The sequence below is a fragment of the Prevotella sp. HUN102 genome, from assembly GCF_000688375.1.
Lineage (GTDB): Bacteria > Bacteroidota > Bacteroidia > Bacteroidales > Bacteroidaceae > Prevotella.
Map to the genome: position 1 here is coordinate 711021 of NZ_JIAF01000004.1, position 25143 is coordinate 736163.

Annotated in this window: 18 protein-coding genes; 10 read left to right on the forward strand and 8 right to left on the reverse strand. The window is 47.9% G+C overall.

Annotation, left to right across the window (positions count from 1 at the left end):
- Positions 1–184: 184 nt before the first annotated feature.
- From P150_RS0107945 to ybeY, 7 genes are all read left to right on the forward strand, one after another.
- Complete coding sequence (locus tag P150_RS0107945) at positions 185–655, forward strand: DUF4252 domain-containing protein (RefSeq protein WP_028897223.1); 471 nt, start codon at positions 185–187, stop codon at positions 653–655.
- 9 nt (positions 656–664) lie between these two features.
- On the forward strand, positions 665–1177 hold the full coding sequence (locus tag P150_RS0107950) for a DUF4252 domain-containing protein (protein WP_028897224.1): 513 nt from the start codon (positions 665–667) through the stop codon (positions 1175–1177).
- A gap of 23 nt (positions 1178–1200) precedes the next feature.
- Positions 1201–1701: an RNA polymerase sigma factor gene (locus P150_RS0107955; RefSeq protein ID WP_028897225.1), complete on the forward strand. Its 501-nt coding sequence runs from the start codon at positions 1201–1203 to the stop codon at positions 1699–1701.
- Positions 1698–2177 (forward strand): anti-sigma factor, encoded by a 480-nt coding sequence (locus P150_RS0107960; RefSeq protein ID WP_028897226.1) that lies wholly within the window; start codon positions 1698–1700, stop codon positions 2175–2177. The genes P150_RS0107955 and P150_RS0107960 overlap by 4 nt, the downstream gene beginning before the upstream one ends.
- Before the next feature lie 17 nt (positions 2178–2194).
- A complete protein-coding gene (locus P150_RS0107965) occupies positions 2195–2644 on the forward strand; it encodes a DUF4252 domain-containing protein (protein WP_028897227.1) in 450 nt (149 codons plus the stop codon).
- A gap of 105 nt (positions 2645–2749) precedes the next feature.
- Positions 2750–3196, forward strand: a complete 447-nt coding sequence (gene coaD / locus P150_RS0107970) for a pantetheine-phosphate adenylyltransferase (protein ID WP_028897228.1) — start codon at positions 2750–2752, stop codon at positions 3194–3196.
- 52 nt (positions 3197–3248) lie between these two features.
- On the forward strand, positions 3249–3665 hold the full coding sequence (ybeY, locus tag P150_RS0107975; RefSeq protein ID WP_028897229.1) for an rRNA maturation RNase YbeY: 417 nt from the start codon (positions 3249–3251) through the stop codon (positions 3663–3665).
- A 368-nt stretch (positions 3666–4033) separates the two neighbouring features.
- On the opposite strand, the gene P150_RS0107980 is transcribed toward ybeY, so the two are convergent.
- Complete coding sequence (locus tag P150_RS0107980; RefSeq protein WP_028897230.1) at positions 4034–5980, reverse strand: DEAD/DEAH box helicase; 1947 nt, start codon at positions 5978–5980, stop codon at positions 4034–4036.
- A gap of 931 nt (positions 5981–6911) precedes the next feature.
- On the opposite strand from P150_RS0107980, the gene P150_RS0107990 reads away from it, so the two are divergent.
- The 3 genes from P150_RS0107990 to P150_RS0108000 all read left to right on the forward strand — a co-directional run bounded on the left by P150_RS0107990 (position 6912) and on the right by P150_RS0108000 (position 10367).
- Complete coding sequence (locus P150_RS0107990; RefSeq protein ID WP_028897232.1) at positions 6912–8195, forward strand: NAD(P)/FAD-dependent oxidoreductase; 1284 nt, start codon at positions 6912–6914, stop codon at positions 8193–8195.
- Between the two features lie 58 nt (positions 8196–8253).
- Positions 8254–8781 (forward strand): TIGR00730 family Rossman fold protein, encoded by a 528-nt coding sequence (locus P150_RS0107995; protein WP_028897233.1) that lies wholly within the window; start codon positions 8254–8256, stop codon positions 8779–8781.
- 311 nt (positions 8782–9092) lie between these two features.
- Positions 9093–10367: an ATP-binding protein gene (locus P150_RS0108000; protein ID WP_028897234.1), complete on the forward strand. Its 1275-nt coding sequence runs from the start codon at positions 9093–9095 to the stop codon at positions 10365–10367.
- 329 nt (positions 10368–10696) lie between these two features.
- Here P150_RS0108000 and bglX read toward each other — a convergent pair whose 3' ends face one another.
- The 7 genes from bglX to P150_RS0108035 all read right to left on the reverse strand — a co-directional run bounded on the left by bglX (position 10697) and on the right by P150_RS0108035 (position 24575).
- Positions 10697–12952, reverse strand: coding sequence for a beta-glucosidase BglX (bglX, locus tag P150_RS0108005; RefSeq protein ID WP_028897235.1), 2256 nt, complete (start codon positions 12950–12952; stop codon positions 10697–10699).
- Positions 12949–15177 (reverse strand): glycoside hydrolase family 3 C-terminal domain-containing protein, encoded by a 2229-nt coding sequence (locus P150_RS0108010; protein WP_028897236.1) that lies wholly within the window; start codon positions 15175–15177, stop codon positions 12949–12951. The genes bglX and P150_RS0108010 overlap by 4 nt, the downstream gene beginning before the upstream one ends.
- A gap of 117 nt (positions 15178–15294) precedes the next feature.
- Positions 15295–16488, reverse strand: coding sequence for a glycoside hydrolase family 5 protein (locus P150_RS0108015; RefSeq protein WP_231477628.1), 1194 nt, complete (start codon positions 16486–16488; stop codon positions 15295–15297).
- Positions 16489–16553: 65 nt separating this feature from the next.
- Positions 16554–17894, reverse strand: coding sequence for a family 16 glycosylhydrolase (locus P150_RS0108020; protein ID WP_036932146.1), 1341 nt, complete (start codon positions 17892–17894; stop codon positions 16554–16556).
- A 357-nt stretch (positions 17895–18251) separates the two neighbouring features.
- Positions 18252–19679, reverse strand: coding sequence for a hypothetical protein (locus P150_RS0108025; RefSeq protein WP_028897239.1), 1428 nt, complete (start codon positions 19677–19679; stop codon positions 18252–18254).
- A 70-nt stretch (positions 19680–19749) separates the two neighbouring features.
- Positions 19750–21294 (reverse strand): RagB/SusD family nutrient uptake outer membrane protein, encoded by a 1545-nt coding sequence (locus P150_RS0108030; protein WP_028897240.1) that lies wholly within the window; start codon positions 21292–21294, stop codon positions 19750–19752.
- A 20-nt stretch (positions 21295–21314) separates the two neighbouring features.
- Complete coding sequence (locus tag P150_RS0108035; protein ID WP_028897241.1) at positions 21315–24575, reverse strand: TonB-dependent receptor; 3261 nt, start codon at positions 24573–24575, stop codon at positions 21315–21317.
- Positions 24576–25143: the final 568 nt, after the last annotated feature.

The following is a 25143-nucleotide window of genomic DNA, read 5'->3' on the forward strand; positions in this document are numbered from 1 at the left end:
AGTAAGGCTGCAATGACACGACGCTGAACAAATTTACTTGTCCACTCGTCCACTCGTAAACTTGTCTCCTTATCCATTTACTCCCCTCTAAAACTTCTCTTTTTTCATTTTCTTTGCCACAAAAATATAGCAGTTTCCGTCTCTATAATTGTAAACGGAATATAAACCTTTAAAAATAAAGAAGATGAAAACATTATTTCTTACATTGGTTCTTTGTGCGGCAAGTCTCAGCAGTTGGGCACAGAATATTGACGACGTATTCAATCAGTTCAAGAACAGAGAGAACGCAACCTTGGTAAACCTTCCCAAAAGTCTTATCAGTATGGGACTGAAATCTTCCAATGACGAGGATGCCAAAAAGTGGGCAGACAAGATAGAATCAATGCAGATTCTTGCATTGGAGGATGCAAGCGACGCGCTGAAGAAGGAACTCAACGCTGCCGTAAAGAAAGCCAATCTGGGCGATTATGAGGATATGATAAGAGCAAATTCCGACGGGGAGAAAGTGCGCATAATGACGAAATCGGATGGAAAGGAAATAACGAGCCTCATCATCTTTGCCATCGACGAGGAAGACTGCGCTATTGTGAAGATAGACGGACACATTAATCCGAAAGATGTGGATGCTATTGTAGACAGTCAGACCGGTAAATAAACTGCGACTATGAAACGGATACTATTGATTGCAGCCGTCCTGTTGAGCACGCTCACAGGTTTTGCAAGCCGGCAAAGTGGCTCTGACGGCGTTTCCAACCTTTTCTGGGACTTTATGTACTGCAAGAATGCGGAATATGTTCACGTACCGAAGTTGCTTTTGAAGCTCGCTGCCGTCGCTATGGACGATGAGGACAAAGAAGATATGAAGTTCCTGAAACGCATTTCATCGGTGCGTGTGCTCGATCTGGAGGAGTGCAGCGAGAAAATCAAGCGCGATTTCACGGAAAGAACAAAGAATTTCAAGGCCAAAGGCTACGAAGAACTGGTGCGGCAGAAGTCGAAAGACGAGAATACGCTCGTATTGATAAAGATGAAAAAGGAGTATATCCGTGAGCTTGTAGTCATTACCTGCGACGGAGAAGACTGTACATTGGTTCAGATAAAGGGAAAAATACATCTCGACGAAGTGGAAGACGTCATCGAACATCAGGGCAGAAACGCCAAGAACAAGCATACATAATCTATCTATAATAGTACAGACAGATGGAAGCCTCGCAATTTAAATCTCTCTTTTTGCCGTGCCACAGTAAACTTTATGCTGTGGCGTGGCGACTGACGGGCAATAGTCAGTCGGCAGAAGATTTGGTACAGGAGACTTTCCTTCGCTTATGGACAAAGCGCGATCAGCTCGATGGCGTGGAGAATGCCGAAGCATACAGCATAACGATACTCCGACGGCTCTTCTACGACGTACAGCGCAGCGGGCACATCGTGGAATCAGATGCTGAAATCGGCAAGATGACGCTGAAGTCTTCGCAAGACCTGAACCGGGAAATCGAATCTGCCGACGAAATGGAACGGATACGGAAACTGATTCTTCAGCTTCCCGACCCACAAGGAAAGGTTATGCTGATGCGGGATATAGAAGACAGACCCTACGAAGAAATCAGCAAGGCAACGGGACTGACCGAAGTAAACGTGCGCTCGGTGCTGAGCAGGGCGCGAAAACGAATACGAGAACAGATAAAGGAGATGAAACGATGATGAAGACAGAGGATATAAAGGATTTGCTCGAACGCTTTTACGAGGGTAATACCACCGAGGAGGAAGAGCGGGCGTTGAAGGAATATTTCTCTGCAAACGACATTGCAGAGGAATTGAAGCCCGAACAGGTATTCTTCCGGGCATTGAATACGGATGACGCAACCGTTCCCGACCGGTTGGAAGAGCGTCTGGAAAGACAAATCAACCAGTGGAACAGGGTTGAAAAGACTGTCCGAAGAAGTGCCACACGCATAAGTCTGCGCTGGATTGTCGGCGTGGCTGCCAGTCTGCTGATACTCTTCAGCATAGGCATCTTCGTGAGCAGGCAGGGCAAGGAGGATAATCTCAGCAGCATCGAACAGGCCGATACATACGACAATCCCGAAGATGCGTCGGCAGAAGCAGCCCGTGCGCTGACCAAATTCTCGAAGAGTCTGAACAAGGGACTCGGTACATTGGAAAAAATAACGAATTAATAAAACTGTTTGTTGAAATGAAAAAGATACTTTTTATATTTCTGCTGTCGCTGATTTGCGGTCAGACATTTGCCCAAAAGGCAATTTTCGATAAATACGAGGATGTGAAAGGAGTGAGCACCGTCTACATATCGAAGAATATGTTTCAGATGATGGGAGGCAAGGTAGGCGACAAGGATTTATCAAAGATAGCCAAGAAACTGGAGCATATGCAGATACTGGAGTGCGAGCGTCCGTCGATGATTCAGGGAATCAAGAACTTTGCCACCACCGTTCTCAACCAGCAGCGGTATGAAGTGGCAATGAAGGTAAACGACGGCGACGAGCGCGTAACCATTTATCAGAAGAACCGCGGCAACGGAAAGAACGAATTTGTGCTGTTGGCGGTGGAAAAGGATGAAATCAGCATTATCAATATTCTCGGAAACGTTTCCTTACAGGATATCAAGGGCTTTGCCGGAGATTGAAAAGTGGCAGTTTTAATGAAGAGAATATTTGGAAATATTGTGGAAATAGCGTACTTTTGCAACGTATTCACGCAGTTGAAAGAACGCTCAATATAAGAAAAAGCAATGAAGACAGGTTTGTTTGTTGGCAGTTTCGACCCATTTACTATCGGACACGACTCCATCGTGCGCCGTGCTTTGCCGTTGTTCGACAGAATAGTCATAGGTGTAGGCATAAACGAACGCAAGCAGTATATGGAACCGACCGAAGTGCGCACAGAGCGTATTCGGGCAGTATATGCCGGCGAACCGAAAATAGAAGTGAAGGCATACGACGACCTTACGGTTGATTTCGCCAAACGCGAAGGCACAACATTCTTCATAAAGGGCGTGCGCAGCGTGAAAGACTTTGAATACGAGCGCGAACAGGCCGACATCAACCGTCAGTTGGGAGGAATGGAAACACTACTGCTCTATGCAGAACCACAATACGAGAGCATAAGTTCCACCCTCGTGCGCGAACTCACCCACTTCGGGAGAGACGTGAGCGCATTTCTTCCGAAAGGCTACTGAAAGGAACGAATGCCCAAGCAGCTCTATTAAAAGCCGATAAAAAGAAAAGAATATGATAACATACAACGCAGAGGACGTAAAACTTCCAAAAATAAAGAAGCGCGATACCACGAATTGGATCAAGGCCGTAGCTGCAACGCACGACAGAAAGGTGGGCGAAATCGGCTATATGTTCGTCAGCGACGAGAGGATTCTCGAAGTAAACAATGAATATCTTGGGCACGACTACTACACGGATGTCATCACTTTCGACTATTGCGAGGGCGACGTGCTCAATGGCGACATCGTGATTTCGCTGGATACGGTGCGCACCAATGCCGAGAAGTTCGGAAAAGCCTACGAGGATGAGCTTCACCGCGTGATTATCCACGGCATACTCCACCTTTGCGGAATCAACGACAAGGGTCCGGGCGAGCGTGAGATAATGGAAGATAACGAGAACAAGGCACTTGCCTTGCTGAAGAAATAATCATCCCCTTCCTCCAAACTCGGGATAATCAAACGAACATAAGGAAACAGATTGACAAGTAGAACTCTCCATCCCCATCGTTTCGGCTCTGCTTGTCCCTTGTTTTTCCGTGCATAATTAATAGAATATGCTTGTAAACAGATTTACTTATTAGAAAAATCTATTGTTTACATTTATCATCTATACTTTTTCCGTAGCCGTTGTTTCTCAAAAGGAAATTGCATTTTAGCACAGTAAAAGCAGAGACAACGGATAAACTGGTCAGTAAATATCCAATCAATTCCTCCTGATTATCAAAAAAAGAACCTTGCAAGGGCTATTCCCAAGCAAGGTTCTTTGGTGTGTGATTTTATTTTTCGTGGATTTTACTATTTCTTCTTTGGTTTACGGCGTGCCCATCCTTCTTCCGTGAAGTCAGGTTCATCGCCTTTGAACTTTACGCTGTCGTTTCCTTTCATCAGCTCTTTCCAGTCGTCTTTCCTGAATTTGCGCTGTGTGGCAAAGTCGTTGCCGTCATTGTTGCGCTTTTTGCTGCCACGACTTTCATCGCGACGACCACGACCAGCATTGCGGCTGCTGCGTTCTCGGCGTTCGCCATAGCCTCCTCGGCTTTCGTCTCTGCGACCACGGCCTTCACCACGACCACCACGAGACCCGTGTCCACCCTCATCGGCATCGTTGCAGCGCACTTCGCGCCCCTTGTATGTAAGTCCGTTGAGAGCTGCCATCACTTTCTGTGCGTCCTGTTCGGGCACTTCTATGTAGGCCTGCTTCATCAGAAGGTCGATATGGCCCACTTCCTGACGCCCCTGCACGTTCTTGTTAATGAACTGCATTATTTCGCCCGGATAGAAACCGTCGGTCTTTCCGAGGTTGATGAAGAGACGCTTGAAACCTGCTTCAGCCTTGCGCGGACCACGGGAACGCTCGCGTGTGCGTCCTTCGCCACGTTCGCCGCGCCCCTTGTCGCGCCCACCGCGGCCTGCCACCGGCTTTTCTATCTCGGGTGCATTCTTGTAATAATCGAGGAAACGGCCGAAAGTGGCTGTAACAATCTTCTGAATGATGATTTCCTTGTCGATGAACTCGAACTGGCGATTGATGTCTGCAACGTAAGGAGCAATCTGTTCCTCGTCGATATCCGTCTTGAGGATGTTGTCCATCGTCTTGAAGAGCTGCTTCTTGCATATTTCTTCAGCCGAAGGGAGCGTTCCGTCCTCGAACTCCTTGCCGATGATTTTTTCTATGTTACGTACTCTGTACTTCTCCTTGATGTGGATGATGGAGATGGAAGTACCCTTCTTGCCGGCACGTCCCGTGCGTCCTGACCGGTGGGTATAGTTTTCCACGTCGTCGGGCAGGCCGTAGTTGATTACGTGTGTAAGGTCGTTCACGTCCAGACCACGTGCTGCAACGTCGGTTGCAACGAGAATTTGCGTGAGATGCGAACGGAACTTCTGCATCGTGAGGTCGCGCTGCTGCTGCGAAAGGTCGCCGTGCAGAGCTTCGGCATTGTAGCCGTCCTTGATCAGTTTGTCGGCAATCTCCTGCGTTTCAATCTTTGTGCGGCAGAAAACGATGCCGTAAATCTTCGGATAGAAGTCTACGAGACGTTTCAGTGCAAGGTACTTGTCCTTAGCGTGAACCATATAGTAGATGTGGTTCACGTTTTCGGCACCTTCGTTTCTTGAGCCAACCACGATTTCCTTGTAGTCGTGTAGATAGCCTTTTGCCACGCGTTCCACCTCACGGTTCATTGTAGCGGAGAACAGCAGTGTGTTGCGGTCTTCGGGAACGTTGGTGAGAATCTCCGTAATACTCTCCTGAAAGCCCATATTGAGCATTTCATCTGCCTCGTCGAACACCACGTTGTGAACGTTTTCCAGCTTTGCCTTGCCACGGTTCATCAGGTCGATGAGACGGCCCGGTGTGGCAACGATAATCTGGACGCCGTGACGGAGCTGCTTGATCTGTGTGTCGATGGACGCACCTCCATATACGGCTGCGATGTGCAGGTGGGGAATATACTTGCCGAAATCCTTGAGGTCGTCTGCAATCTGCAGACAAAGCTCGCGCGTCGGACTGAGCACGATGGCCTGTGTGTCCTTGCTCTTGGTGTCGATGCGCTGCAAAAGGGGAATGCCGAATGCGGCAGTCTTGCCCGTACCCGTCTGTGCGAGTGCGATTACGTCGTTTCTGTTACCGAGCAAATAAGGAATTACTTCTTCCTGAACAGGCATAGGCTGTTCAAAACCTAACTCACTAATGGCCTTGCGAATCTCTTCGCTAACGCCTAATTCTTCAAATGTTTTCAAATTCGTTTATTTATAAATGAAATCCTATTAAGGACATTCCGCCACCAAACGAACCCACTTAAAGAAACATAAGGCTTGCTCTTTCCTTTTACAATCTCAAGCCTTTTACGGTGACTGATATCCTTTTTCGGGGTGCAAAGTTACGTTTAAGATTCCGAACTGACAAATAAAAGCAGCCATAAATCAATTAATTTTTGAATTTTAACTCGTCCGTGGAACTTGTTCTGCCCGGAAAACTCTTGCCTTTCTGCACTTTTCATTCGTCCAGGAACATTGTATTGCTGATGCGCAAATGAAACAATGATTTCCGTGTATGCAGACACGTTTTTCAATCGTGCGAAGATTGCGTTCCATTCTTCGCACGTTTGCGTTGCATTTTTGCGAAGATTGCGCTGCATTCTTCGCAAGATTGGAAACGGATTTTTTATTCGCTGATTTTCAATGATTTACAAAATTCTGTTTTCTTTGTTTTTCTTCTCTTTCATAATGTCTTCAAACAGAAAAAACTCCCTGCAATCCCTGCAGAGAGTCTTCGCTTTTTTAAACCTTTACACTTAAAGTTTTTCCTTTTTACTAACTCAAATAATTAACTTTAATAACGACTAATTGTCTATTCTTGCTGCAAATATAATGAAAAAAATAAACTTACAAGAAAAGAACGGATAAATATATGCTAAGAGAATGTTAAGGACGAGCGATTTGGATTGTTAGTTTGATACCTTCCGAAAAGACTGGAAATACAATTTGTCTTTCGTTCGTAGCGATATGAAACATAGGGTGTTAATATGCCGTTATAGTAGTTTCAAATTGATATAGATGAATATTTTTAATATCCTATAATAAATATGGCAAATCATAATGATTATTGTTGGATTTCTGCTTACATTTGCACTTGTATTTTTACAATCCAGAATTTATATATTTTAGGAATATGAAAGCGAATATTGCGCATAGTGAGAAGAAACGCATCGTTATTGCAGGTGGTGGACTGGGCGGTTTGGAATTGGCATTCCGCCTGCTCGATTCGGAGTATCAGGTAGTACTTGTAGACAGGAATAATTATCATCAGTTCCCGCCATTGATCTATCAGGTGGCTTCGGCGGGCTTGGAACCGAGTAGTATCTCGTTTCCGTTCCGGAGATTGTTTCAGGGAAAGAAAGATTTCTTCTTCAGAATGGCAAATGTGGAAAGGGTGATTCCCGAAGAAAATGCACTCAAGACTTCGGTGGGCACCATTCATTACGACTATCTTGTGTTTGCGGCAGGTGCCACGACCAACTTCTTCGGGAATGAGAATATAGAAAAGAACACGCTGCCGATGAAGACCGTGGCCGAGGGAATGCGATTGCGCAATACCATCCTCGAACATCTGGAACTTGCCGAGACCGAAGAAGACGAGGCGAAGCGTCAGGCATTGCTCAATATTGTCATCGTAGGCGGAGGTGCATCGGGCGTGGAGATTGCGGGGGCTATGGCAGAAATGAAGAAGAAGGTCATTCCGCGCGATTATCCGGATTTGGATTCTTCAAAGATGAATATCTATCTCGTGAATGCCGACGACAGGCTGCTGAAGGCGATGGACCTGAAGTCTTCCACCCGTGCCGAAGAAGACCTGACGGCTATGGGCGTGAACATTATCGGAAACAAGTTTGCCGTGGATTTTCAGGACGACGAATTGATACTGAAGGATGGCACGAGGATTCCAAGCAAAACCGTTATTTGGGTGAGTGGCATTCGTGCAAATATGTTTGAAGGTTTTGCCGATGAGAGCATAGGGCGTGCCGGTCGTCTGATAACCGACAGATACAGCAAGGTGCGCGGCTATGAGAATATCTTCTGCATCGGCGATCAGGCCATCGTGGAGGGCGACGCTGAATATCCGATGGGGCATCCCCAGTTGGCACAGGTGGCAATGCAGCAGGCCAAAACACTTGCAGGGAATCTCAAGAACCATTTCCGGGAAAAAGAATTAATGGCGTTTAAGTACAGGAATCTCGGCACTATGGCTACCATCGGGCGTAAGTGTGCTGTGGCGGAAATCGGCGGACAGAAGTTTGGCGGACTTTCGGCGTGGATACTTTGGCTCGTTGTGCATCTCCGTTCCATCTTAGGCGTGAAAAACAAAGCCGTCATTCTCCTGAACTGGATGTGGAATTACTTCAATTACAGGCAGAGTCTGCGCCTCATTCTCCGTGCATCTGTCAGAAAGGAATAATATTTTGAAGTTTGCTACGTATATTATATAGAATACAACAGACTAAATCTTTCAGAATATGAACATAGCAGTATATTGCTCGGCGAACGACAATATCGATTCCGACTTCTTCAAGGAGACCGAAAAGCTGGGAAGATGGATGGGTGAGAACGGGCACACGGTGGTTTATGGTGGGTGCAACATCGGGCTGATGGAGTGCATCGGCAGGTCGGTACACGATGCAGGCGGACGCGTCATCGGCGTTATCCCGCAGATTATTGAGCAGGGAGGAAAGAAAAGCGACTGTATCGACATTGAATTTCCGTGCGACAACCTTTCCGACCGTAAGGAGATAATGATGAGTCAGAGCGAGGTTTTCATTGCCTTGCCCGGTGGACTGGGTACGCTTGACGAGATTTTTACCGTTGCCGCATCATCCACCATCGGCTACCACCACAAGAAGACCATTCTCTATAATATAAAAGGGTTCTGGAATCCTCTGATTGCCGTTCTGGACGACCTTCAGTCGAAAGGATTCATCCGTGGCGATTATCGCAATTATATTCAGGTTGCAGACAGTTTGGAGGAATTAATCGGGCTTTTATAGCTGTAATTGACAAGGCATCTGCCAAACAATCATTCCTTTCGTTTGCTCATTTTCGGGCAGACGAATATTATTTTGAGAAATAGTTTGGAATTGTTTGAAAGTCAATCGATAAATCCAGTCTTTGGAATTTTGGTCAAAAAAACTTGCCGTATTGCTTTTCCAAAGCAAGGGATAAATCGAAGATAGTTGTCGATTTTATTTAATCAGCAGACCTGATAAAAGAATTTTTTATTGAAATATGATAAAAATTCAAAATATAATTTATAACTTTGTGCTAAAAGTTCAAAATATAAGTTTGAAAATCAGCAGGAATGATTAGTAAGGATATTGTTAAACAGGTTTTGGCATCCAATCAAAAGGATGTTGAAAATTATAAGGTAATCCCTCGTGCATTACCTTCAGATGATTTTGGATGCTGTGTATTTGTCGGTGTACGTCGTACCGGAAAATCCTTTATGCTCTATCAGAAAATGCAGCAGATGCTCAATGCCGGTTGTCAATGGGATGAAATGCTGTATCTTAATTTTGAAGATGATCGTTTGACATCGTTTGACTCAAATGATTTCGAACTTATATTGGAATCCCATACGGAAATGTATGGAAAGCGTCCTATGCTTTTTCTGGACGAAGCACAGAATATTGAAGGATGGGAAAAGTTTGCCCGTCGCTTGGCTGACAGAAAATATTCTGTCTGGATTACGGGCAGTAATGCCAAAATGCTGTCTTTGGAGATAATGACAACCTTGGGAGGCCGCTATTTGACAACGGAAGTCTATCCTTATAGTTTTGAAGAATTTCTTGATGTGCAAGCTGTTCCACACGATGAAATATCATTGTTGGCTACTGAGGAACGTGCGAGAATGCTTCGTGCTTGGAATGAATATCTTGCTTGGGGAGGATTGCCGGAATCAATAAGGCTTGAAGTTAAGCGTAATTATCTCAGCAGCACATTTCAGAAAATATATTTGGGAGATATTGTCAGTCGGAACAGCATATCTAATTCGGCCTTGTTGCGGCTGATGCTTAAAAAACTGGCAGAGAATGTGGGACAGCCGGTTTCCTACAATCGTTTGGCGAATGTTCTTTCTTCGGTAAGTGGAAAAATAACGATGCCAACTGTCAGTAAATATATTGAATACAGTGAAGCAGCGTGGCTCTTGTTACGGCTTAGAAATGTTTCCGCACCATTTGCCGAAAAGGAAACTTCGGGTAAATACTATTTCATAGATAATGGAATACTGAACTTGTTTCTGCTTAATGGTGAAACTATACTGCTTGAAAATATCGTGGCACTTGCTTTGTTTCGTAAATACGGGCACGACTCTGATAATGAGAGAATCTTCTTTTATAATAATAAAGTGGAAGTGGATTTCTATATTCCGGAAGATGGACTTGCCATACAGGTTTCGTATAGTATAATCCAAACACCTGAAACTTACGAGCGTGAGGTAAATGCCTTGAGAAAAATTCCTAAGGTGCTCGCTTGCAAGCGTCGTCTGATATTGACCAATGATGAATCTGACAGGATAGAAGATGATTTCGGTATCATAGAAGTAATGCCGGTTTGGAAGTGGCTGCTGATGTAAGTGAGTGTGGAGAAAGATACATAATGCTTATTCTGTCTTATCTGATTGCGGGATTGTACTTCCATTACGACTATAGTGTACGATGCTGTTTGCGTTATCAGCAAGTATTTTCTGCTCATAAAAAACGAGAATAATATGTATTGATTTCCAGGTATCCTGAGTCCAGCCATAAAAAGAAACGCTCCCAAACCCTATTTTGTCAGGTTTGGGAGCGTTTAATGTATAATGTGGTAAGTTGTGGACTTATAGTCTTGTTCTCACATTCGCTTGCAAGCTCATAAACTTGTATCCTTGTTCACTTGTCCACTCGTTTCCTTTGTCATTCATTATTAAATAACCGTGAGCTTTGCCGTCTTTAGGTTCTTGCTGTGAGGGCCAATCATTATGTCGAAGTCGCCCGGTTCGAGCACGAAATGGAGGTCGCTGTTATAGAATTTCAGCATATCGGGCGTGATGTTGAAGCTGATTGTCTTGCTTTCGCCTGCTTTCAGACTGATGCGCTCGAATCCTTTCAGTTCCTTAACTGGACGGGAAATGCTTGCAAATCTGTCGCGGATGTAGAGCTGGACTACTTCGTCGGCATCGTATCTGCCGGTATTGCTCACGGTAACGGTTGCTTTTACCGTGCCGCTCTGGCTCATAGAGTTTGCTGAAAGCGTGATGTCGCCGTAGCTGAACGTGGTATAGCTGAGCCCGTAACCGAATGGGTAAAGCTCATCGTTGCGAATATCAAGGTAGTTGCTCTGATATTTGCGGAACTCCTGTGCGCCGTCGGGAACCGGACGACCGGTGTTCAGATGATTGTAGTACATAGGAATCTGTCCCATAGACTTAGGGAAGGTCGTTGTGAGCTTGCCGCTGGGCACTTTGTCGCCGAAGAGGACGTCGCAGATGGCGTCGCCGGTTTCTGATCCACCGTACCAAACGTTGAGAATTGAGTTTACATTCTCGTTTTCCCAAGTGAGAATGGTGGGGCGGCCGGAGTAGTTAAGCAGTACGACTGGCTTTCCCGTAGCCACGAGTGCCTGCAAGAGTTCCATCTGAACATCGGGAAGATGAAGGTCGCTTCGGCTTGAGCTTTCGCCGCTCATCTCTGCCATTTCGCCCAGTGCAGCTATGATGACATCGGATTCACGGGCAATGCGCAATGCTTCTGCCTTGGCTTGGGTATCGTCTACACGAGTAATCTCGCGCCCGAACGATGCAGCTTTCTGCGTCTGTGCGTCGCGGTAGATGTTGCTGCCCTGTGCATAGGTTACGGTTGCCTTACCCTTGAGTGCCTTTTGCATAGCTTCTTTCAGCGTAGTGTACTTCTCAGGCTTGTCTCCTGTGGACCACATACCCGGAAGATTGTTTCTTGTGTCGCCCAAAGGTCCGACGAGCGCAATCTTTCCTTCCTTCTTCAATGGGAGGAGATTGTGCTGATTCTTCAGAAGAACAAAGGTCTCGGCTGCAAGATTGCGGGCTGCAAGACGACTTTCCGCCGTGTACATATCCTTTGTGGCGCGCTTCTTGTCGCAGAATCGGTAAGGATCCTTGAAAAGACCGAGTTTATACTTTGCCTCCAGCACACGGCGGCAAGCCAAATCAATGTCGGCGATGGTAACAGTACCGTTGTTGAGGCATTTTTCCAACTGGTTGATGTAGGCACCGGAGCACATATCTATATCTGTTCCTGCCTTGAGTGCCTGTGCAACGCACACGTCCTGTTCGCCAATTCCGTGTACGCTCATTTCGTTGATAGCACCGTAGTCGGTAGCGAGAAAGCCGTCGAATTTCCACTGATTGCGAAGCACTTCCGTAAGCAACCATTTGTTGCCGGTTGCCGGTATGCCGTCTACGATGTTGAAAGACGACATAAACGAGCCTGCACCGGCTTCGACGGCCATCTTGAACGGAAGGAAGTACTGGTTGTACATACGGACACGGCTCATATCCGTGGTGTTGTAGTCGCGGCCAGCCTCGGCTGCACCGTAAAGCGCATAGTGCTTCACGCAGGCCATTGCATTTTCCGGACCGTAGTTGCCTTGATAGCCGCGAATGAGCGCAGCTCCGACGAGACCGTTGAGCAAAGGATCTTCGCCGGCACTCTCTGCAATGCGTCCCCAACGGGGGTCGATTGATACGTCTACCATCGGGCTATATACCCAACTGATGCCCTGTGCCGTAGCTTCCTTTGCAGCGATGCGGGCACCTTCTTCGATGGCAGCGAGATCCCAAGAGCACGCTTGTGCCAACGGAATGGGAAAAACGGTTTCATAACCGTGAATAACGTCCTGTCCGAATATCATAGGAATACCCAGACGGCTCTTCTTCACGGCAATCTCCTGCAACTCTCGAATCTTATCCTGTCCTTTCACGTTGAGAATGGCACCGAGTTCGCCTTTTGCTGCAAGCGTTCCGAGCGGACTGTTCATTGCCTGTCCGGTTGTGATGTCGCCACCGGGAAGAAGATTAAGCTGACCGATTTTCTCTTTCAGCGTCATCTTCGCCATCAGATTATCGACGAAGGTTTTCATATCGTCTTGTGCCGATGCCGTAAGCACCGAACACAAAATGCCTATTGCTAAAAATATTTTTCTCATTTCAAATTGAATTTAATGTTCAATGGGAGGTTGTCTGATGAATTTCCTACGAGTGCCGTGAACGAACCGTTCTCGCTCTTCCATCCGTTTGATGCCTCATCGTAGAAGCTCATCGCTTCGTTGTCGATAGTTATCTGTACGTCCTTGCTCTCACCGGGTTGCAAGAACACCTTCTGGAAGCCTTTCAGCTCTTTGTATGGACGGTCCACGCTCGCTTCATCGTCGTGAATGTAGAGCTGAACAACCTCAGCTCCCGCGCGTTTGCCGGTGTTCTTCACATTGACTGTGAAGGTAATCTTTCCGTCGCGCGTTACGTCTTTTGTCGATGCACGGAGGTTGGAGAGGGCAAATGTGGTGTAACTGAGTCCGTGTCCGAATGCAAAGGTAGGCTTTATCTTCTTTGAATCCATCCAGCGATAGCCCACATAGATGCCCTCCTTGTATTCCTCATCTATTATCTTCTTGTCAGCACGCCACTTTCCGGGATATGTATTGAGGGCGTGTGCACCATAATCGTTCAGCGTTCTGCCCCAACTGAACGGCAGTTTGCCCGATGGATTGGCCTTGCCTGTGAGAACATCAGCAAGCGCATTGCCTGCTTCCGAACCGATAAACCATCCCTGAACGATAGCAGGTATCTTGTTTATCCAAGGCATAGCAACTGCATTACCCGAAATATTCACGTAGATGAAGTTCTTGTTGGCCTTTGCCAGAGCCTCGATTACTGCATCCTGATTGTACGGAAGCTCGTAGTTCTTACGGTCGTGACCTTCACAATCCTGATAATCGGACTTGTTTAAGCCACCGAAGAAGATTACATAGTCGGCATTCTTCGCCTTTGCAACTGCGTCTGCAATGAGCTGACTGGCGTTTCGGCTTTCAGAAAGATCCTGTCCTGTGGTAACACCATTGTATGCACCCGTTACATCGCCCACATATCCACGTTCATAGTCTACCTGAACACCCGGCAATGCAGCCTTGAGGCCATCGAGAGGAGACACTTCACGCTGAACTTTCAACGAGGAAGAACCACCGCCGACGGTCATCATCTTGACGGCATTCTCGCCGACAACGAGGATTCGCCTTGCTTTCGACACATTGACAGGAAGCACGCTCTTGTCGTTTTTCAACAGAACGATGCCGCTATTTGCCACGTCGCGCGCAGTTTCGTAATGCTCTTCCGAGCACATTGAACCCGTTTTACGGTCGGGATTCATCGTGGTACGGAAGAAAGTGCGCAAGACACGGCGCACTTTGTCGTCCAATTCTTTCGTTGTGTACTTTCCGTTCAGGATACCTTCCTTATAAGGATTGGCAAGATAGTAGTTCTGATAGGCGTTGGAAGCACCGAAATGCAAGCCATCCGTCCAAGTGCCAAACTCCATATCGAGGCCGTTCATCACGGATTGTTCGGTGTCGTGTGCGCCTCCCCAGTCTGAAATTACCACTCCGTCGAATTTCCAATCACGTTTAAGGATTTGATTTAATAGGATTTCGTTGTGGCAGTTGTGCTGATTTTTATAAAGATTGTATGCACCCATCAGTCCCCAAACGTGTCCTTTCTGCACGGCAGCCTTGAACGCCGGGAGATAGATTTCGTGGAGCGCACGGTCTGAAATAACGACATTCACCTGATTACGATACTCTTCGTCGTTGTTCAGAGCGTAATGCTTCACGCAGGCCGCAACGCCGTTGCTCTGCAATCCCTGTATGTAGGGAACAACCATTGTGGACGCAAGGAATGGGTCTTCGCCCATATATTCAAAGTTGCGTCCGTTCAATGGAGTGCGGTAGATGTTTACACCGGGGCCAAGAATCATATCCTTGCCACGATAGCGTGCTTCTTCGCCCAGACTTATACCGTATCTCATCGCCAGCGAAGGGTCGAATGTGGCTGCCAGACAAGTCAATGCAGGGAAAGCCACGCAGGAATCGTTGGTCTGTCCGGCTTGTTCCCATTCATCCCACAGCACGTCGGGGCGCACTCCGTGAGGTCCGTCGTCGGTCCAGAAGTCGGGCATACCGAGCCGGGGAACTCCTCTTGACGAGAATTTGCTTTGTGCGTGTATCACGCCCAACTTCTCATCGAGCGTCATTCGTGCGAGCGCATCCTCCACACGCTCCTCGATTGGTTTTGTGTTGTCGAGATAAACCGGTACGGACTTCTGTCCCCAAGAAGAGACGCTCGCCAATACTGCGACAACGGCAATCAGAATTTTTCTCATATTGGTTATTGAAATGTTTAGTTGATTTGTTGCAAATATAGTGGAGATAGTCAGGATAACGGTGAAAAGAAGTTCGTTAAAACCTCACTTTTGCGTGATTATCCTGACTATTTCAGGTTATTTAAGTCTCAGCGACTTGATATAGGAAACTTGAGGCGTGCAGTTTTCCACCTTAATGTTGTTAAGATATTCGCGAAGCAACCGACAAGCCACGGCCTGATCCGGTCTGTTTTCACGGATATTCTTGTAGGTGCTGCGGTCGCTTTCAGCAAATTTCACAATGACGGAATCCCATTCGACAGGCCGCTTTACGGCGTTGAAGCAACTGTTGTCCACCTTCTTGTAGGGCCAGAACGTGTAGCCGATGTTGTTTTCCTCCAAAGTCTTGCACACTTCTTCCTGCCACTCGTCGGTGTTGTGCCCGATTTCGCCCATATACATAGGCAATCCTGTCTTGTCGCGGAAGTCGATGAGATCCTGATAAGACGACTTGCTGCTCCCGGCACCATACCGGTGGCAGGTGTACATAATCTTGTCATCGAACTTCCAGTCCGTGAACGGCTTGAAATTTCCGTTCCATTGCGCGCCTCCCAGCATTATGATATGATTCCTGTCCACCTTTCTTATCTCCTTTGTAACGCGTTTATAGAGCGGCTCCAACAGAGGATTCAGCTTGTCGTATTCTTTTTCAAAGTAGGTTGCGATAGGTTCGTTCATCAGGTCGTAGCCGAGAATCACCGGCTCATCCTTGTAGCGTGCTGCGATTTCGAGCCATATCCTGCAGAAGAGTTTTTGGCTTTCCTCGCTTACGAAGAGCCAAGGATAGCCGTAGGAATTGTCGATATTGTCGCCCGTCTGCCCACCGGGGCAGTCGTGCATATCGAGAATCAGATAGAGATGATTGTCGCGACACCACGTTACTACTGAATCAACGAGCGCAAAACCGTCCTGATTGCTGTTGATGCCCATATAATCCTCGTCGGTAAACGACTTGTAATTGAAAGGCAGTCGGATGGTATTTGCTCCGGCAGCAGCGATGAACTCGATGTCTTTCCGTGTGATGTAGTTCTGCTTGAACTCTTTCCAGAAGGCGGCGGTTTCGTCCGGACCGACGAGCTGTGCCAGCATCTGGTCGATCATCCAATAGGAATTGGTCTTCTGAAAGCCGAACATATATCCCTCGGGATTTACCCAGTTGCCCAGATTCGTACCTTTGATGAAGAGTTTCTTGCCGTTTGGCTGTATCAAGTTCACGCCGTCAATGGTAACGAACTTCGATTTTGGCTTTGCATAAGCCGTGATGCCTAACATCGCTATGAGTGCTGACAAGAATATTCTTTTCATTGTTTTGTCAGGTTGTTGATGATGATTTATGTTTAATTCTTCTTGAAGATGCGGACGTAATCAACCTGCATCGTAACAGGCAATGCGCTTTCGTCCACTCCGTTCATACCACCCCAAGCACCGCCCCACGCAAGATTGAGAATCACGTAGAACTCCTTGTTGAACGGCCACGTGTCGTTGTTGCCCTTTCCGTCGTTCAGGAAAGTGAGCTGAGGCTGTCCGTCCACGTAGGTCTTTATGTAGTCTGCCGTCCATTCCAGCGCATAGACGTGATATTCGCCCTCTGCATTGCTGATGGTCATTGCGTGGGTCTTCTGCGTTCCTATGTTGTGGTTGTAGGCCTTACAGTGGATAGACGAGGAAACTTCGTTCGGTACTGCGCCCACCTCTTCCATAATGTCTATCTCGCCGTCGCCGGGCCACGTCTTAAAATTCACGGGCATCATCCAGAATGCCGGCCACGTGCCCTTACCCTTCGGCAGAAGGATGCGCGCTTCCACGTAGCCGTACTTTATTCCCTTGTTTCGGTTGGCATAGATACGGCCTGAATAGATTTTGCCGTTGGCATCCTTGTAGCACTGAATGTTGAGGCTGCCGTTCTGAAGGAAGGTTACCTTGTCGTTCTTCACGTAGTTCTGCAATTCATTGTTTACCCAGCCTGCGTTCTGAATCTCGTGCGTCCAGTCCGAGCTGAGTGCGGTACCGTCGAACTCGTCGTGCCAGAAGAGCGAATAGCCTTCGGGAATGCTCATCGTCCGGTCGTCTGCGGATTCCTGTTTCACAGAGATGTCCAATGCCTGTGTAGGAGTCTTGACAGACACTTTGCCGGTGCGCATTGCGTGGTCGTTGTTTTCGGCCGTGGTAACGGTAAACGCAGCGTTGCCGGTTTTCTGAACCGTAATCCAACTGTCGGCGGTGCTTACGCTCCATTCTTCCGTAGAAGTAACGTTAATCGTGGTTGTTCCGCCCACAGAACCCATACGGATTTCTGCATTTGAAACCTGCAGCGGGGCCAGCTGTGTCAGCTTGATGGCGTATCGCGCCGAACCGGACTTGACAATAATATTGGTGGAGCGCGAAGTGGCAGACGGATTGGCAGCCACGCTTACGGCAATCGTGCCGTTGGAAGCATTCGTGTTTGCCAAAGACACCGTAGCCCATTCACTTTCTGAATATGCAGTCCATTCGCTTCGGGTGGTCTTCACGCTGACCGTATAAGTGCCTTGAAGTGCCGTGGCCGTGATTTCTGAAGGATTGCAGGCAATCGTTGCGTTTTCAGGGGCAGTCTGTCCTCCGTCATCGTCGTTGCCGCCGCACGCAGTCAGGGAAAGGATGGAAAGGAGAAACAGGAAAATAGCTTTTATCGCTTTCATAATTTGTATGGTTATTTTGTATGGTTGGTTGAATAAAAATGTGTTGTCTGCCTGATGTTTTGTAAGTGGTTGAAAATCAGACGATAGAATGTCGCTTTTCAAACGTGCGAAGATTGCGTTCCATTCTTCGCAAAAACGCACTGCAATTGTGCGAAGAATGCACGCCGTTTTTCGGTTACTTGCAAATCATTTCTTTTTCAGCCTAAAACGGGCAGGCGAAATTCACTCAGCCAAGAGAGTTGAAAAAAGGATGGATGTTGGCATCCATCCTTTTCTGTTGATTGAAAAATTACTTACTGAATGTGGGTTCAATGGGTGCGTCGGCATCATTTCTTGCGCACATTCATCGAACGGACATTATTTCGGATTGTGCTTCTGAATGATGATGTTGCTCACCTTGGTTACCAATCCGGCAGGACAGGTGCCGAGGTCTATCATCACTTTGACATCAGCCGCAGCAGCATCGTTGCCCTTTCCGTCGCCATCCTTCGGATAACGTTTCGCCCAACGGAGCACGTTATCGCCCGCACGGAGCGATGTAGGGTCGGAGAGCACGAGCACAGGATTGTCAGACTGGTCGCAGATCTTGATGCACGCATTCTCAAACGCCTGATTTACGTTGATGGTCATACTCACGTCGTATGCCTCGCCGGCTTCAAGGCTAAGCCCTGCGTGCTGAATGGAGCACTGTGCCTGCCAACGGGCAGCCGTAGCATTGTCTGCCGTGATGGTGTAGACACCGTTTTCGAAGCTGAAGGTAGGATCGGCAATCTGTGCCCAACCTGCGTCAGACCACCAGAACACCATCTTGCCCGCCGTGTTGAAGTCCTTACCGAGGTTGAGCGCATCGCTGACGCCAGCCCAATTTACCTTGTCAGGATCGAAGTCGTTCGTAGGAGCAGGGTCTTCTCCGTTGATGAACGTGAAACGCCATACGATGCCCGGGAGGTCGAGAGCCAGTTCCATATACTTTGAATCGATTTTGAGGATGCGGCAGGTGTACTCGCCTGTCATCTGAGAATCGTGGCCAATGTATGGGAAGAGAGTCTTTGCAGGGAGCGTGATGGTTTCCACCTTGTTGGCATCGTCGTAGCCGAGTGCATACTTCGCGCTTGTCTTGGTGTCGAACCGGCCTGCTGCCTGAATGCTGTAATCGACTCCTGCACCTGTTACGCCGAGCGTGGTTACGCCCTTGTTGCAGAATGTCAGGCCGTCTGCACCTGCATCGTAAGTGTAGTCGTTTGTATTGCTGAACGTGATACGGTCGTCGTAGATACCTTCGGCAGCCTTTTCCTGCGGACCTGCCGACCACCACGCTGTACCTTCCGTACCTTCAGGACCGCAGGCAAGGTGTCCCTTTGCGGCAGCGTATATGCGCCATTCCTTTTTGCTGTTGTCGGTCAGGGCAGCGATGGTCTTTGAGAAATCGTAACGGGTAGTATCCACGGTGAAAGTGCCGCTGATCTGCCCGTCGCTCACGCCATTCTTGTTTCCCACCTTCAGCGTGTAGCCATAGGTTCCCTTGAAGATGTACTTCTTCTGAAAGCCGTTTACGGTGCTTTTTGCAGCCGGCGAGCCTTCAATGTTCCAGATTGGATAGATTCCCGGCGTGTTTAGCTTGAAGGTTACAACGTTCGTGTTCTGGTCTACCGATACCGTGTAATCTATACCTTCGAGTGTTGGAAGCCCGTTTTCGTTGGCTCCGTCGAACTCGTCCGATGTGCAGGCTGCGAAAGCAAGCATCATCATCAGCGCACCGGCTATGTTTTTAAGGATATTTTTCATATTACTTGTTCTTTATTGTTTGGTAGGGCAGGCGAGTGCGTGGTGCATTCGCCTGCTCAATGAGTCTCTGTTAATAATTGTTCTGCACCAAGTTAGGGTCTGCACTCAGCTCTCCCTGTGGGATAGGCAGGTACTTCTTGCTTGCAGTCCAGCCGTTTGTACGGTTGAATGCCGAGTTGGCAACGAGCACCTGAGGAGCTTTTCCGGAACGGACGAGGTCCCAGTAGCGTTTGCCTTCGCCTACAAACTCGAGATGACGCTCGTTCAGGATGTCGTCTATCGTTACCGTTGGCAGCTCGCTTACGCCTGCACGCTTGCGAACCATATTCACATACTGTGCGGCCGTGGCGGCACTTCCGTTCGTGCGGAGCAACAGCTCGGCTGCGTTGAGCAGCGTTTCAGAGAAACGGTAGATGCGGTAGTTGTTGTTGAAGTTCAAATCAACGTCCCAGCCTGCGTCCTTGTTGTTGGCAGGGCGTGGCAGATACTTGTAGAGGAAGTAGCCGGTGTCGCCCCAAGCCTTCTCATACTGAACGCCGTTGGCCGTCGCCGCCGCGTCAGCGTTCCAGCAAGTGCCGTCGAGACGTGCGTCGTTGGCTGTGTAGAGGGCAACCGTACTGGTGTTGATGGTGCCGAATCCCCAGCCCAGATCCACACCTGCAACGCCCGAAGTCCATCCGCGGGGACCCATCAGTCGGGGAAGCACCGTGCCGCCTACGGCGATAGGACTGCTCCATCCGCGAGCGTGGTTGTCGTCGTTGTAGTTCACTTCAAAGATACTTTCCGAACACCATTCGTTGGCTTCGTCCCAGAGTGCCGCGAAATCGCCGTAGAGTTCGTAAGAACCGCTGTTGATGATTTCCTGCATATACTTCAGGGCTGTTGCGTATCGGCTTGCATCGTTCTGATACATTGCCAGTTCTGTGTAGAGCATATATGCCATAGCCTTCGTTACACGGCCTTCCTGACCTCCTTCTGCCTTCATCGGCAGGGCGTTCAGGGCGATGGCACCTTCGAGGTCCTTGATTATCATATCGTAAACCTCGTCGGCCTTGTACTGAGTGCCGAGATAGTTGCCGCTCAGGTTCACTTCAAAGTAAGGAATGTTGCCCCAGAACTTCCAGAGATTGGTGTAGTAGTATGCGCGCAATACACGAGCCTGAGCCTTGTATTTGTTTGCATTCGCTTCCGTAATGTCGGTGTTGCCTGCTGCAAGAGCGTCATCAACATATTTGATTACGTCGTTGCTGCGCTTCACGCCGCTGTATTCGTCCACCCAGAGTGAAGGCAGTGTGTTGTTGGCATCAGCCTGATAGTTTGCCATCAACTGCCAGTTGAGCATATCCGATGCGGTGGCACCGCCCGGATTCACGTCGTCAGCCATAATGTCGCTGCATATATTCAATGGCGAATAGCTTCCGTTGCCCCAGTCTGGCCAGTGCAGAGGGTCGTAAGCAGCAACGAGTGCTTCCTGAATGTGAGCATCGGTCTTGTAATACTGGTCGATTGGGTCTGCTGCGGGGTTCTCAACCTCGAGGAAACTGTCGCTGCATCCCGTCAGGCCGATTGTGCCGATTGTCATTAAGCCCAATACAAATATATTCTTAGTTTTCATATCGTATGCCTTTATTTTAATTATAAGGTAATGTTGAATCCGACAGTCCAAGTGCGGGCTTGTGGATATACACCGTAGTCTACACCGAGTGATGTGCCGCCGGAAGAGATTTCAGGATCGAAACCGTGGTACTTTGTCCAAGTTATCAGGTTTTCTGCCATCACGAAGAGGCGCAGACGCTGAACAAAGAACTTCTGTGTGAGATACTGTGGCAGCGTATAGCCGAAAGAGATGTTCTTCAAACGGAGGTAGGAACCGTCGTAGATGTAGAGGTCTGAGCTTTGCCAGTTGTTGGCATCACCGTTTACAAGGCGTGGAATACGGGTTGATGTGCCTTCGCCTGTCCAACGCTGAAGCATCCAGGAAGGATAGTTGCTTGAGGCAATGTCGGTACGGTGTGTGGCATCGAACACGTCTACGCCTGCCACGCCCTGCCAGAACATATTGAAATCGAAGCCCTTCCACTCTGCGCCGAAGTTCAAACCGAAAGTCCACTTCGGAGTACCGTTACCGATGTTTGTACGGTCGTCGTTCGTGATGGCGCCGTCGCCGTTCAGATCTTGGAAGCGCACGTCGCCCGGAACAGCGTTTGGCTGAATCATATTGCCGTCAGCATTTGTGTAGGAACGAACCTCGTCCATATTCTGGAAGATACCGTCAGTCTTGAAACCATAGAAGAATGGGAAAGGAAGACCATTCTCGGCACGTGTGATAGTACCTACGCCTTGGAATGAATCCAAGTCTGCATAGCCTGCTTCGTTACCATATTCGAGCAATTCGTTGTGAAGGTAAGATGCGTTAGCCCTTGCGTTGAAACGGAAATCATTAACGCGCCACTTGTAACCCAATTCCACCTCGAAGCCGGAGTTTTCCATATCGCCCACGTTTCCGATAGGCTTTGCCTCACCCACGTAAGAAGGAATGTTCATCGTCATCAGCATACCGTTGGTCTTCTTTGAGAAGTAGTCCATACTCAATGTCAGGGCATTGTTGAAGAAACCGAAGTCCAGACCGAAGTTGGTCTGCTCGCTTTCCTCCCACTTGAGGTCTGGGTTGGGAAGTGCGTTTGCCTTAGAGCCAAGTGTGAGTGTAGAGTTCGTGCCGAAATAGTAGTTGTTTCCAGTTGCTGTGAGCACTGTATAGCGGAAATCGCCGATATTGTCGTTACCGTTCTTACCCCAGCTGAAGCGTGCCTTGAAATTGCTCAGCCACTCACGCGTATTTTCCATAAACGCTTCGTTCATTACATTCCAACCCAACGATACTGACGGGAAGGTACCATACTTGTTGTTTGAGCCGAAGCGTGAACTGCCGTCCCGACGGATGGTAAACTGCGCCATATAACGCTCGTCGTAGTCGTAACTGCCGCGAAAGAAGAGTGAAGACATCGTGTGAGGGCTGTTGATCCAGCCTGCCACGCCGTGCTCAACCACTGCACCCGTTACCTGATAGCCTGCCGGAACGTAGTTGCCGGCAGCATCCTTGGTATATACAGGAATGTATTTGCCGTCGCCGTCTACCTGATAAGTAGTCTGGTATTCGCCGGTTGAGTAGTTGATGGATGGTTTGTCAGGATTGATCATACCACGACGGTTGCCGTTGATACCGAAGCCGGTGTTCTTGAAAGCACTCTGACCGAGTACAACTGCAAAGTGATGCTTGCCGATAGTCTTATCGTACGAAAGAACGTTCTCAATCTGCCATACCGTTCCACGGTCGCTTTCAGCGAATGTGTTGGTGTACTGTGCGAGATTGTTGGCCGAACGGTAGTAAGTCTGTGGCGTATAGCTGTCGCTTCCCCAGAAAGACAGGTCGGCACTGTAAGAGAAACGATACTTCAAAGCATCCCAGATGTTGAGTTCTGCTGCAAAATTGGAAACGAACTTGTGGCTCCAACCCTTTGAAGCAGGGAGTGCCATCATCGCCAGTGGGTTGTTGATTTCGTTGTAGGCAGTACCCGGAATCATCAGGATGTTGCCGTTACGGTCGTATATCGGATCATAGTAGTTGTTTACCATACCCGTTTCGCCGTAAGTCTGATAAACGTAACGCTGGTTCTGCGCCAAAGCTTCTGCTCCACTTACTGTTGGAGTCAGGATTGGCGAGAGTGCCAATGAAGAACCGAGCACGGAACCCCACTGAGAGTTTACATCGATGCCTGAACTCTTGATGCGTGCATAGGAGAGATTTACGGTAAGGTCGAGTTTGTTCAACCAGTTGCGCTTATCCGTGTCGTCGAAGAGATTGTAATTGGTGTTGCTGCGCATAGACAAACGCTGATAGTTTGACTGATCGAAGTTTCCGCCAACGATACCTTCCTGTGTATAGTAGCCCAAAGAGAGATAATAGTTCAGCTTCTCCGTTGCACCGCTTACACTCAAGTCGTGGTTTACGACCGGAGCACCGTCGTTGAACACGAGATCCTGCCAGTCTGTTCCCTTGCCGAGCGAATAAGGATCGGCGTAGAGTGCATTCTGACCGGAGTTTATGTACTGCTCGTTCTGGAGAATAGCATAGTCGGTAGCGTTCAGCACGTCGCGGCGCTTCCAAGCACTCTGCCAACCGGCAGAGAAGTTGTAGTTGATGTTCGCACGACCCTGTTTTCCCTTCTTTGTGGTAACGAGGATAACGCCGTTTGCAGCACGCGCACCATAGATTGCACCCGAAGCGGCATCCTTTAATACCTCGATACTCTCGATATCGTTAGGATTCACGAAGTCCAGACCTCCCTCGATAGGCATACCGTCCACGATGTAGAGAGGGTCTGAATTGTTGATAGTACCCGTACCGCGCACGCGAATGCGCGCAGCAGCACCCGGCTGACCAGATGAAGAAGTTACGTTCACGCCGGCAGCCAAACCTTTCAGCGCATTGTCCATACGCACTACTGATTTGTTCTCGAGGTCGCTTGCGTCCACCTTGGCGATGGAAGCCGTTACGATGCTCTTCTTCTGTGTACCGTAACCGATAACAACTACGTCGTTCAACATCTGTGCATCCTCTTTCAAGGTTACAACCATATTGTTCGACGCGCGAAGTTCCTGAGCCGCATAGCCTACATAAGAGAATGTAAGCGTAGCACCCGGTTCTACTGAAATAGTGAACATACCATCAATGTCTGTCGCGGCACCATTCGTGGTACCTTTTTCCATAACGGTTGCTCCAATAACAGGTTCGCCGTTTACGTCAATCACCTTGCCGGAGAGATTTTGCTTCTGGGCAAAGACGGTTGAGGAAACAAGCAAAGCCATTAACACCATTAAATACCTGAAGTGTTTCATAGGTTTTGGTTTTTTGTTAATAATTTAGATGTTTGTTTATTTTGTTTTGATTTGTTGTCAGATGTTCGTTCGGAATAAGTTCCGTTCCAAGAGCTTCTTCCCAGTTCTGAAGGCTGGATGCTTTAAAAGAGATGCTGCAAGAATATAGTATAGCCGTTTAGTTTTTGTGTTGCATAAGGCTTCCACCCTGCTTTCGTATTTTTAAAAATGGAGTAGCGACATTCACATGGGGCTATTCCATACGACTAATAATATAACTCAAATAACATAACTATTAAAAACCTTCAATTTATTTAATCAATCTAGAATAATTTTTGTTGTTTTGTGATTGCAAAATTAATAAATTTGAATGCCTTTGTCAAGTTTTTCAACTCACAAAAAACTCACTTTTTTGATGTAAAATGCCGATAAAAGCAAGTTTTCCCGTATTTTGGGACGCATTTTTCCAAATTTTTCGCTTTCTTTCCAAATATTTCTTGTTCTTTTTCTTGCCATTCACGCTTGTTTAGATTGTGAAAAGTGTTTTTAAGAAAAATTTTAAATTAGATGCTGAAACAGCATTAATATC